Consider the following 12403-nt stretch of genomic DNA (forward strand, 5'->3'; position numbering starts at 1 on the left):
CAACTGCCTGTTTCAGGCAATTGTAATCCTATGTTATGAAAAGCTGCTGAAAAGCAAAATCAGCTGACCACGTGCACCGTACTCACTCCGCCCGGCTTTTTGGTAACCACGATTTGGGTATTGATGCGCTCTTTCAGTGCCTCCACGTGCGAGATGATCCCGATCGTTTTGCCGGCGGCATGCAGGTTGTCCAGCGTCGTGATGGCAGCCTCAAGCGTGTCAGCATCAAGCGTGCCAAAGCCCTCGTCGATGAAGAGGGAGTTGATCTGGGTCCGGCGACCGGCCAGGTCAGAAAGGCCAAGGGCCAATGCGAGACTTACCAGGAAGCTTTCGCCCCCGGAGAGGGTGTTCATCGGTCGCACCGCCTCTGCCTGGTAGGTGTCCACGATCTGCAGCGCCAGATCCTCGTCCGGTGACTTGAGAATACGGTATCGGTCGTTGAGCTTGAGCAGGTGCCGGTTGGCCAGCTCTACCAGGCGGGCCAGCGTGAGCCCCTGCGCAAAGCGGCTGAACCTGGAGCCATCGGCAGATCCAATGAGGTCAGCCAGCTGGCTCCAGCGGTGGCATACCTGTTGCTGTGTTTTCAGCTGCTCGGCCAGCTCTCTGTTCTTTTCGCGTTGCCGGGTGTCCTGCTCCAGGATTTGCTGATGCCGTGCCCGCTGCGAGATCAGCTCCCGTTGCAGGGCTGTTTTCTTTTGCTGCTGCTCTTGCAAGTCTGCTATACCTTCGTCTGCCAGCTGTTTTTGCTGAAGCTGCTCCAGTTCCTGCTGTACGTCGCTCAGGCTTTTGCGGAGCTCGGTCAGGTGCTTTTCGGTCTGCGCCTTCTGGTTGGCCAGGCGGTCGGCTTCGTCACGGTGCAGCAGCATCTGGCTCAGGGCTTCGATCGTTTCAATGCCTTTCTGGTGCAGTACGTGCAACAAGCCCTGTCGCAGCTCTTCCAGCACTGAACTGCTCTGCTGATGTTTTTGTTGACATTCCGTTTGGCGGGCACGTGCTTCCTGCAGCTCCTGCTGTTTCTGCAGTTGGCTGCGTCGTGCCTCTTCTGCCTGTCTGGCCCTGACGCTCAGCTCCTCGTTCGCCTGTCTGCGCTCTCTGTCCGGGTCTTTGTCGCCAAACAAGGTATAGCGCTCGTGCTTGAGTTTGGTCAGCTGTTCGTGCTCTTCTTTCAGGTGCTGTCTGCGCTCTTCCAGCTCTTTTAGCTTCTGCGTTTCGTTTGTCCTGAGGTTCTTCACCAACTGCTGTAGCTCAATGTAACGTTCCCGCATACCCTCCAGCGCCTGCTGCTTCCGGGTATAGGAAATTGATTGCTGCTCTAAAGTCTGCAGGAGGTTGTGGCGCTCCTCTGCTTTGTAAACTAAGCCAAACGTGGCTGCAAAGGATTCGGCCGTTTCAGTGTGCGCCTGTTGTTGCTCCTGCTCATCAGCCAGGTTTGCCTGCAGTTTCTGGAGCTGTGTGCTGAGGAGTTTGTCAGAGGCCTGCAGCTGGTTCAAGGCCGACTGGGCCTGCACCTGTGCTTCGCGTACTTGCTGCAGCTGTTGGTTTATACCTTCCAGCTCACGGCTCAGTGCACGTGCCTGTGCCAGCTGCTGTTGCAATGCCGTGGCGGTTTCCTGCTGGGTATGCAACAGTTGAGCTAACTGTTTTACATGGCCTATACTTAGTTCCTGTGCTATACCTTCGGCCACTTGCGCAAAGGTATGGCATAAGCGCTGTGCCTCCGTTTCAGCCTCGGTTTTGGCTGTTCTCTCCAATTGCTGTTTCTGCTCCAGGGAGCTGAGTTGTACCTGTAGCTGCTGCAGGTGTTGCTCCAATTCTTTTACCAGTTCCTGCTGCTTGTCACGCTTCTGCACTTCTTCGGGCAGGTCAAAGGTATAGCCGTCCTCGGCGAAAGGGTGGTGGGTGGAGCCGCACAACGGGCATGGTTCGTCCTGCGCCAGGGTATGGCGGGCTTCCTCGTACTGCTGAATCTGCTGCTGTAGCTGCACAAGTTTCTGGAGTGCCTGCAGGTGCTCGCTTGCCTGGCTATACCTGTTTTTGTGTTCCTGAAGGGTGATTTCTGCTTCTTTGTACTGCTGCTTTAGCTGCGTCAGCTGCTCGTTGCTGAGCTGGAGCTTCTGCTGTTGCAGGGTATGCTGCTGCGCCAGTTCATGCAGACGCTCAAAGCGGGCCAGCAAAGCAGGCTGGGACTGCGCTTCCTGCTCCAGTTCTTCCAGGCTTTTTGAGGCCAGTATACCTTGCAGGGCGCTTAACTTTTCCCCTTTCTGCTGCTGCAGTTGATCGTGTAAGGCTTGTTGTTTTGTCTGCTGTTCCTGCAGCTCAGTGAGTTGCCTGGTTTCTTTAGTTTGTTGCTGGCTCAGTTCCTGCTGCTCCTGCTGGTGCCGCCGGATGCGTTGTTCTACCTCCTGCAGATCGCGCAACGTGGCTTTGAACTCAGGTAGATGCTCTTTCAGGTTCTGCAGCTTGGCGTTTTGTTCCAGCCAGGTTTTTATACCTGTTGCCTCCTGGGTGAGTTTTTCCAGTTCAGTTTGCCTGGCCTGTAGTTGGGCCTGCTCCTGTTGCAGTTGCTGCTCAAAAGTGACGTAGCTGTTCTTATCCTTGGCGTAAGCATCACGGATGCTGTTGAGCTGATGGTCAAGACGAACTACCTGCGTCAGCACAGGGTCCAGCTTCTGGATGACTTCCTCCTGTAGCTCAAAGGCTTTTGTGGCTTCTATCGCGATTTTTCCGGCTGCCTCGAGTTCGGCCTCCAGTGCAGGCACCCGTTTTTGCAGGGTCTGCAGCTGCTCCTGTGTTTCGAGCACCTTGCTATTGGTACTCCGGATCTCGGCTAGTTCACCTACAAACTGATGGGCCTGCTGGTGTTGCTCGAGCTTTACAAAGTCAGGTTGTAGCTGCTGGAGTTTCTGCACCTGCACCTCCAGAGCTTGCTGGTGCTGTTGCTGCCGTGTTTGCAATTGCGCCACCTGCTGCAGCCACTGCACTTTTGCCTGCAGCGTTTCCAGTTCTTTTTGCAGTGCTCCTTCCTGTGCCGACAGTTCCTGAATGCTCTCTTCGTAACCTGCACGCTGCTCTTCGGGCAGTAACTGGGTATGCTGGAGCAGTTGCTCCAGGCTTTCGTATTTCAGTCGTTCCTGCTTGGCCTTTTCAAACGCAAACTTCGAGATGTCGGAGTAAATGCCGGTGTCGGTGATCTTTTCCAATAGACTGCTGCGCTCGTTCGGGTTTGCTTTGAGGAAGCGGGCAAAGTCTCCCTGCGACAGCATGACGGAACGCAGAAACTGGCTGTAGTCAAGTCCGCAGATATCGGCCACCATGGCGGGCACTTCGCTCGGTTTCAGATCCAGCAGTTCGTCTTTGTCGAAATCGTACAGTTCCATGTGCACAGGCTGTATCTTGCCATCCGCCTTGCCCCGGCTGCGACGGAGGTGCCACTTGGAGCGGTATATCTTGCCGGCAGCCTCAAACTCCACCTCCGAATAGCACTCCGCCGTGTGGCGTGTCATCAGCTCCAGCGGACGCTCGTTGCTGTGTCGGTGCGCCAATCCATAAAGCCCCACCGTGATCGCATCCAAGATAGTCGTCTTGCCCGCCCCGGTCGGACCGGTAATGGCAAACAGACCCGCATCAGCCAAGGGGCTCTGGTCGAAGCGGATCACGTGCTCACCCTTGAGCGAGTTCAGGTTCAGGAAGCGGACGGCGAGGATTTTCATGGGGATAATGACTTTGGTAATTGCAATTAAAAGTAGGGCTTGGATTTGCTGTGAACTTCCAGGAAGAAGCTATGCCTCCTCCTGCCGCATTAACTCCAGCAGCTCCGCAAAAGTGTTTCGGAGCTCGGTATGGTCGCTCTCTGGAAAGGCGCTTTCGCAGCGCTTCAGAAACACGTCTTTCTCGCTTAAAGTATGCAGGTCCACTTCTTCACGGACTTCCTGCTCCAGGGTTTTTCGGGCAGTCTTGATGATGGGCGGACGGTGGATCAGCAGGTGCAGCTCGGCGCTTTTCAGTTGCAGCACTTCTTCCAGTTGCTGGTTCAGGTCAGGTATAGGGGCATCTAATTCAACCTGTAATTCGGCCCAGGCAGGTAAGTTGTAGCCGCTGTTATCGTATACAGCAATTTTCTGTTTTACTTCTTCGAGCTCTCCTTTAAAACGCACCAATTTGCGGCAGACAGGTATAGCGATCTCTTTCAGGTCGGTAAGTTTTCCGCCTTCAAAGTCGAGCACATAGACAACTTTCTTGTCCGTTACTTCACTGAAGCTAAGCTGTATAGGGGAGCCGGAGTAGCGGATGTGGTGCGCCTTGTTGACCTGCTGCGGACGGTGCAGGTGACCGAGGGCCACATAGTCAAACTCTTTCGGGAATTGGTCTGCCCCGATCTGGCCGAGGTTGCCCACGTGGATCTCCTTTTCGCTGTCGGAGGCGGAGCCGCCGGCGGCAAACAAATGGCCCATCGCTACTACTGGTATACCTTGCGCTTTGTAAGGCTGTACATGCGGCACAAAGGCGGCGTAATGAGCAGCTATACCTTGCTTGATGCGCTGTTCCCGCTCCTCGTAGCTTTCACCGGGTACGGAAAGGCGCACGTCGCGGTCACGCAGGAAAGGTACGGCACACACAGCCAGCTCCAGTTGACCGTTTTCGTCCCGCAGCTCGATCAGTTCATCCAGCAGATCAGCAGTAGCGCCGCCTATCACTTTTATGTTAAAGCAGTCGAGGAGTTCTTTGGGTGCATTGAGCGTGGAAACAGAATCATGGTTGCCACCTGTGATAATGATATGGCGGCAGCAGGTTGCGCATACCCTGGTCAGGAAGTTGTAGTATTGGCGCAGGGCTGTGTTGGAGGGAGTACCCGTGTCAAACACATCGCCGGCCATTAGGAGCACCTCAACCTTTTCGGCTTCAATGGTTTGCAGGAGCCAGTCCAGGAAATGCTGGTGTTCTTCGGTACGTTCGAGGTTAACGAGTCGCTGGCCGAGGTGCCAGTCTGAAGTGTGTAGTACGCGCATATCCCTATTCCTTTCTCCTTTGCACCACAAGTTACATTAAGGTATACCTATACTGCAAGTTTGTGATATAATTTTTTCCGGATCAGGTATAGCGGTTTTTCTATATAAAACGGGTTTAGCAAATGAAGGGAAAGTAAAGCAATCTGGTCAAAAGGAAAGTAAGGGTTATAAAGCTGGTCAATCCCGGATACTTAAAGAGAGGGTAGAACGAGGGAATAACAGTTAGTTAGCAGACCAAAATGCAGGAAACCAGGTATAGCTGAAGCGGCCTTATTCGTTGATCCAAGCCAGTGCATCCTTCTGGCTGGAGAAGTTCTTGAATAAAAACTGGTTTATGTTCTGAGCCTCCGCACGGGTGGCGACAGCTTCGAGAGCTAACTTGGCGAACAGGCTGCTTGGCAGCACTCTGGCCAATTTTTGAAGCCGGGTCTGAGAAAGCAGTTCGTAAAAGGTGGTGGACATCCACTCTTTTGTAGGGGCATCCAACATGGTCAGGCGCTCCGCATTGGCCACTGCTCTGGTGATTCCTGTATCGCGAAGGGCTTCATAAAGTTTAGTGCCTCCCGCAATCATCTCGTCTTTGTTCACAGCCCGTTGCCACTCTGACAGCAACAGATTATTCTCCTTATCAATCTCTATCTTATAGAAATCAGAAGAATATAATGTCTGGAATGGAAATGGTTTTAGCAGCATCGAATCAGATAAATCATGTAAAGATACGCATAAATGCTAGGTGACGTTCATGCTGCTGTACCACATGCATAAAATAATTACTCTTTTATTGGCAGACCAGCGGCTTTCAGGTCCGAATAGCCCCCTATGTTATAAACGTTCTTAAAGCCGGCTTCTTCCATGAGTTTGGCAGCTTTTCCGCTTCGGTTGCCACTGGCGCAGTACAGGTAGTAGGTTTTGTCCTTGTCCCAGTTCTGCATTTCTTTTTCAAACTCCCCGCTCAGGAAGTCGGCGTGCTGTGTTTTTTCGAGGTGTCCCGCTTCAAACTCAGCAGGAGTGCGCACATCAACCAGCATAACTTCTTGGTTGTCGATCTTTTCATGGTGCTCTTTGTATTCGGTGGCCGAAATGGTTTTTACTTTGCCGTCGCTCTGTTGTGGGCTGGTGCAGCTCATCAGGCTGGTGGCTAATAGGGTTATTAAGAATAGTTTCATAAGGATGACGGATTAACCTGTGTTATAATAAACGAAAGTGAGCAGTTTTTGGTACTCCTACACATTCTGTTTCCAAATCAGAAAGTAATTATATGAAAATAATTTCATTTCAGAATACTGGACTTATTGCGTGGACTTGCAGCCTTTGATGCACTCAATGATATTGGAAATGCTAGAGTCGGTGAGAAAATAAAACACATTCTTGCCCTGGCGGCGGGTTTCCACAAGTCCTTTGTCACGCATATTGGTGAGGTGATGGGAGAGTAACGACTGTTCGATTTCCAGTACTTCCTGCAGCTGGCTCACGGTGAGCTGCTCCTCCTGCTCCAGCAAGTCAATAATACTGATGCGCACCGGGTGTGCTACGCATTTCAGGACATAGGCTGTTCGCTCCAGTTTTTTCTTATCTACCCTTACTTTAAGGTCGGTCATTTAAGTTCAAATAATAGGTAATTGGAATACATGATCATTTATTCATGTATAAAATTTAATACAATTTTAACCTGCATTAGGTTCCGGCTGTAAAATAGAAAAGCCGGCACAAGGGCCGGCTTTTCCATAGCACAAAATAAAACGTGTCAGTATTAGTTGGCGTGTACGCTGCCGCCCGCAAAGGAGCTCACATCCACACCCAATCCCTGCGCTATACCCAGTCCAAGACCGATGTCGGCGCGGAAGAAGTGACACAGCTGACGGTTTATAATCTCTGCCCGCTTCGGTCCGTCTATACCTTGCATGGCTCCCACGATGTTGCTGATGGTGTTTTTCTTCTCTTCCGGCGTCATCAAACGGAACAGATCGCCCGGCTGAGTATAATGGTCGTTCTCGCCTTCGGCGTTGCGGTCGTACCAGTCGGCCACTACGTTAGTGCCCAGGTTCTGGGCCGGCTCCTTGTAGCTCTGGTCTGCCTTGATGTTATCGAAAGAGTTCGGGAAGTAGTTCGGGGCGCTGCCACCGTTGCCGTCCACCCGCATGGCGCCGTCGCGCTGGTAGTTGTTCACTGCAAACGGACAACGGTTCACCGGTATCTGCTCGTAGTTCGCGCCGATGCGGTAGCGGTGTGCATCCGGGTAAGATAGGATACGACCCTGCAGCATGCGGTCAGGCGAGAAGCCGATACCGTCCACGAGGTGCGCTGGTGCGAAAGCAGCCTGTTCTACGTGCGCGAAATAGTTGTCTGGGTTTTCGTTCAGCTCGAGCACACCCACATCGATCAGTGGATAGTCCTTCTGCGACCACACCTTGGTCAGGTCAAACGGATTCCACTTGTAGGTAGCGGCTTCAGCCTCCGGCATGATCTGTACTTTCAGAGCCCAGCGCGGGAAGTCACCGCGGTCAATGGCCTCCACCAGGTCGCGCTGCGCCTGGTCAGGGTCCATTCCTTTCATGACAGTGGCTTCGGAGTCAGTGAAGTTTTGGATGCCCTGTAGCGTCTTGAAGTGGAATTTCACGAAGAAGCGCTCGTTTTCTTTGTTGATGAACGAGAAGGTATGGCTGCCGAAGCCGTGCATGTGGCGGTAGGAAAATGGCGTACCACGGTCGCTCATCAGGATCACCACCTGGTGCAGACTCTCGGGGTTCAGTGACCAGAAATCCCACATCATGGTTGCGCTCTTGGTATTGGTGCGCGGATCACGCTTCTGGGTATGGATAAAGTCCGGGAATTTCTTCGGGTCTTTGATGAAGAACACCGGGGTGTTGTTGCCCACGAGGTCCCAGTTGCCGTCTTCGGTATAGAACTTCACGGCAAAGCCACGCGGGTCACGCTCAGAGTCGGCGCTGCCTTTTTCGCCACCTACCGTGGAGAAGCGCAGGAAGACACGGGTCTTTTTGCCGATCTCGCTGAAAAGCTTGGCTTTGGTGTATTTGGTGATGTCGTGGGTAACGGTGAAGGTGCCGTAAGCACCGGAGCCTTTGGCATGCACGACACGCTCAGGTATACGCTCGCGGTTGAAGTGCGCCAGCTTTTCGTGCAGAATAAAGTCTTCGAGCAGGATCGGGCCGCGCGGACCGGCTGTCATGCTGTTTTCGTGCTCGTAATAAGGTTTGCCAGAGGCAGTGGTCAGTTTCTGATATGGATTCTCGTTGCTCATATAGGTAAGGGTTTTTGAGATTTCTGCTGAATTGATACCTCAAAAGTATAGCCCTACGCTATATAGTTCAAATCGATTAATTTTATGATGTGATAGAATATGTTTATAAAGTGGGTTTGTTAGCCTAAACCGTAGATAATTGCCAGCGATGAAGTCGAAATAATTAACCACAGGATCACTCCCTGCCAGAAGGGCTTTGGACTAATGGCTCTTAATGCGGTCAAACTGATGTTGGCACCAATCAAAAACAGACTGAGCAGTAACCCTTTCTTTGCCAGCATAACGATAGAAGGAGAAACAACCTCCATGGCTGGTATAAACGTGCTGATCACGGATGCCAGCACAAAAAGCAGAATGAATGCCGGGATACTCAGCTTCTTTTTCCCATCCTTGAACATCAGGCTGGAGAGCAGGACCAGCGGAACGATCCACAGCGCCCGGGTTAGTTTGAGGGTGGTGGCGATCTGCAAAGCTTCGTCGCCGAAGCGGGTGGCGGCACCTACCACTGAACTGGTATCGTGAATGGCAATGGCCGCCCAGATGCCGAACTGTTCCTGAGACAACCCAAGTGCCTGGCCGATGGGTGGGAAAACGAAAAGCGCAACGGCATTGAGCACAAATACGATCCCCAGCGCTACCGATATTTCCTGATCGTTGGCCTTGATAGCTGGTGCCACCGCCGCAATGGCGCTGCCTCCGCAGATGGCCGTGCCCGATGAAACCAGGTGCGTAAGACGGGGAGGGGTATAGAACAGTTTTCCCAGCAGCAGACCGATGACCATAGTGGCAGCCAGCGAAAACAAGGTATAGACGATACCGATCAAACCGGTTTCAGCCACCTGATACAAGTCGATGCCGAAGCCTAAGCCTACCACCGCAGCCTGCAACAGATACTTTGAAATTTTGCCGGTATACGCCTTAAACGGATTGCCCAGCAGCAGACCAACCACCAAACCAGCCGCCAGTGCCATCGCCGAGTTGAGCAGCGACGTGAACAGGATCAGGAGTGCAAGTGAGATGAAGATCGTTTTCTGGAGCAGGGTAGAAGTCAGCGGGAAAAGTTTGGGCATGCTTGTAGCGGCGTTTGGCTTATCGCAGACAAATCTACGCTTCTTTCCAATTTAAGTATGTGACTTTTGTCGCATAACTAAAAAGCCTCGCCGATCATCACATAGAAATTCATGCCTTCGCGCCCATACCCGATATCTGCCCGGATGTTGAGCTTTTGCTCCGGGTTAAGGGCGTAGCGCAATCCTGAGCCGATGGAGTATTTCAATGTAGAGAAACTGACGTCTTTCGGTTTGTCGAACACATCGCCTACACCTGCAAAGGCCGCCATGCCGAAGCGCCAGAACAGTGGGAAACGGTACTCCAGCTGCGTGCCGGCAAAGTTGTCTTCGAGGAAGCGGTTTTTAGCATAGCCTCTCAGGATGCGGTCGCCGCCGGCCATGGCCATACGCATGACAGGTATGTCGCCATTATTTAAGTTGAAACTCGTGTTGTGGGCGAGAATGTGATTCGGCTTCAGCTGGAAATATTTGCGGAAGTCGAAGTTGAAATTACTGTAGCCGAAGTCCCCGCCGAAGGTACTGCCAAAGCGGTAGCCGGACATCTCGAGGTAAGTACCGCTACTGGCAAAGGCCACGTTATCGCGACTGTCGAGCAGGAAGACCAGTCCCATACCGCTGTTCAGGCCACCCTGATAGCCGGGAATCTGTTGCGTGAGCAGTTGGCTCTCGCGGTCTTGGTTGATGGGATTGAGCTGCAGGTCGTAATAATTGGCAATCTGAAAATCCGGACCCAGGAAAGTTCTTGCTCCAACCTTCTTTAAAGCTGCCAGTCGGGCACTTACATAATCGTATTCATAGATCTCCTCGTCTGACAACGGGGTGTCGTTGCCGATGCCATAAAAGCGGTCGGTGTATACCCGGTGTCGCAGTTCGCCGCGCAGCAGGTATTTCTCGTCGCGTGTGAAAATAGTCCAGTCCAGCAACTGGTCGGTTTGCTTGCGCAAGGTATAGTCCGCAATAAGACGCACCTGTGAGAGGCGGGTGTAGCCTTCGTCTTCGCTGTTCTTCAGTTTGAAAAAGCCGAGCAGCGCTGCTCCAAATCCTAGTCGTGTGTCGGGGGTATAGTAGAGCACGGGTATAGGTATAAGCCCCCGTGTCTTCTCAGCCTTCGGAGGCATGGTGTCAGGTATAGCGTCGGCGGGTTGGTCCTGCGCCATTGCACGGTTAGTTGCGCCCAATAGCAAACAAAGTCCCAGCAAGCAGCTGGCAAGTGCATGTCGTTTCATAAAACCAGCAAGGTATAAGGTGAGGGGCGGGTTCTGTGTTATAACAGGTATAAATCAGGACTTTGCCTGTAGAAATGTAATGAAGTTTAAGGGATTTTTGCTAGTGGGGTGAGTGATTTTTTTGCCTGTCCGGCGGAGGGAAGTTGTGTTGCAACTGCTGTTGCAGGTATAGCTGGTATTACGCGAGCGTCCATGCTCGTTTACGAATTTCTCCCTCGCTCGCGTCCCGCGAGTGTGAGGTATATGGCGGACTCTGGCCGTTGGGGAGAGCTGGTGTTGCGGCGGCGGCTGGCTAGGTATAGCATCCTGAGTTGTTTCATAGCTTGCCCTGGCCGGGCGGGCCTTACTTTTTGTCTTGACACAAATCGAGGGCCCCTACCCCCAAAGTAAGCAAAAAAGTCAAGAACCTCCAAATCGAGGGCCCCTACCCCCACTCGCTGAACGCTCAAACAGTGGAGTGTCAAAGGGCGCACCTAGCCAAAGCGATTTGTTTTATAGCTACCGTGCAAGTTAGTCTTGCTATACCTGCCAGTGGTGCGTGCTGCTACAGAAACTACAGCGCCTATACCTATGGAGATGCAGTAGCCAAAAAGTCCCCCTTTGAAAGGGGCAGGGGGATGACAATCGTGCACAGCTCCTTCCCCTGTTTTGTGGATAGGGGCCCTCTTTAATCCTGATCCTAAAAAGCTTCCCCAATCATCAGGTACACATTAAACCCTTCTCGGCCATACCCTATATCTAGTCTCGAATTGAGTTTTTGTTCAGGCCTGATCGCGTACCTCAAACCTGTGCCGATGGAGTATTTGATCGTTGAAAGGCTAATGTCTTCCGGTTTGTCGAACACGTCGCCTATACCTGCGAAAGCGGCCGCTCCCAGTCGCCAGAAGAGTGGGAAGCGGTACTCCACCTGCGAGCCTACAAAATGGTCGTCGTGGAAGCGGTTGCGGGCGTAGCCTCTAAGTAACTTGTCGCCGCCGGCAGTGGCCAGGCGCTGTACCGGCACGTCTCCCTCGTTTAGGCGCAGCATGGTATTAGTGGCCAGTACGCGGTCCTTGCCCAGTCCATAGTAGCGGTTAAATTCCAGGTTGAAGTTGTTGTAGCGGAAGTCGCTGCCAAAAGTCTTGCCGAAGTGATAGCCTGAGATTTCCAGGTAAAAACCTTTGCTCGGATAGGCCGTGCTGTTGCGGTGGTCAATCAGGAAGATGGCACCCAAACCCACATTGCGGCCCGTCTTGTAGCCGGGAATCTGTTGAGAGAGCAGCTGACTGCCTTCTTCCAGTTCCACATCATAATACTCCGTGAATTGCAGGTCTGGCCCCAGGAAGCTGCGAAAACCTACGTTCTTGAGTACCGCAATTTTGGCGCTGATCATGTCATAGTCATACAGCTCGCGATCCTCTTCACGCGTGTCGTTGCCGATGCCGTAGAAGCGATCGGTATAGATGCGGTGCCGCAGTTCTCCACGCAGCATCAGGCGTTCTTCCCGGGTGAAAATGTTCCAATACAGCCATTGGTCGGTCTGCTTGTTCAGGGTGTAATCTACCACCAACCGGGCTAAAGAAAGGCGGGTATAGGTGGTGTCGGTATAGCTGCGGAGGCGGAAGTAACCCAATAGTGAGGCTCCAAAGCCAAGACGTGTGTCCGGGGTATAATAGATGACAGGCGCAGGTATAAGCCCTTTAACGCTGCGTCGTTCCGGCTCCGGCGGATTCGAGGTTTTTTCTTCGGTGGTTTGCTCCTGCGCCAGGGCAGGTATAGGATTTAGCAGTGTGAATAAAAACAGCGGGAGAATGAAGTATAGGTATAAGCGCATGCAGGCCTTGGTTCAATAGGGGTTCAAAA

The 12403-nt window shown here is 52.6% G+C and carries 9 protein-coding genes; all 9 read right to left on the bottom strand.

Annotated features, from left to right (window positions below; all coding sequences use genetic code 11):
- Positions 1–59 precede the first annotated feature (59 nt).
- Positions 60–3710 carry an AAA family ATPase gene (locus BW972_RS11960; protein WP_076422309.1) on the bottom strand — a complete coding sequence of 1217 codons (3651 nt, stop codon included), beginning with the start codon at positions 3708–3710 and terminating at the stop codon, positions 60–62.
- Positions 3711–3779: 69 nt separating this feature from the next.
- Positions 3780–5006 carry an exonuclease SbcCD subunit D C-terminal domain-containing protein gene (locus BW972_RS11965; protein WP_076422310.1) on the bottom strand — a complete coding sequence of 409 codons (1227 nt, stop codon included), beginning with the start codon at positions 5004–5006 and terminating at the stop codon, positions 3780–3782.
- Between the two features lie 270 nt (positions 5007–5276).
- Entirely contained in the window at positions 5277–5699 is a 423-nt protein-coding gene (locus BW972_RS11970; RefSeq protein WP_076422311.1) for a hypothetical protein, read from the bottom strand.
- 77 nt (positions 5700–5776) lie between these two features.
- Positions 5777–6172 carry a rhodanese-like domain-containing protein gene (locus BW972_RS11975; protein WP_234986367.1) on the bottom strand — a complete coding sequence of 132 codons (396 nt, stop codon included), beginning with the start codon at positions 6170–6172 and terminating at the stop codon, positions 5777–5779.
- Positions 6173–6295: 123 nt separating this feature from the next.
- The gene (locus tag BW972_RS11980; RefSeq protein WP_007655982.1) at positions 6296–6604 is read right to left on the bottom strand and encodes an ArsR/SmtB family transcription factor; all 309 of its coding nucleotides are present in this window, start codon (positions 6602–6604) and stop codon (positions 6296–6298) included.
- Between the two features lie 152 nt (positions 6605–6756).
- Complete coding sequence (locus BW972_RS11985; RefSeq protein WP_007655984.1) at positions 6757–8265, bottom strand: catalase; 1509 nt, start codon at positions 8263–8265, stop codon at positions 6757–6759.
- 119 nt (positions 8266–8384) lie between these two features.
- Complete coding sequence (locus tag BW972_RS11990; protein WP_007655986.1) at positions 8385–9335, bottom strand: YeiH family protein; 951 nt, start codon at positions 9333–9335, stop codon at positions 8385–8387.
- A 77-nt stretch (positions 9336–9412) separates the two neighbouring features.
- Positions 9413–10561, bottom strand: a complete 1149-nt coding sequence (locus BW972_RS11995) for a BamA/TamA family outer membrane protein (RefSeq protein WP_076422312.1) — start codon at positions 10559–10561, stop codon at positions 9413–9415.
- 679 nt (positions 10562–11240) lie between these two features.
- Entirely contained in the window at positions 11241–12374 is a 1134-nt protein-coding gene (locus BW972_RS12000; protein ID WP_076422313.1) for a BamA/TamA family outer membrane protein, read from the bottom strand.
- Positions 12375–12403 lie beyond the last annotated feature (29 nt).

The organism is Pontibacter lucknowensis (genome assembly GCF_900156415.1).
In the GTDB taxonomy this organism is placed as follows: domain Bacteria; phylum Bacteroidota; class Bacteroidia; order Cytophagales; family Hymenobacteraceae; genus Pontibacter; species Pontibacter lucknowensis.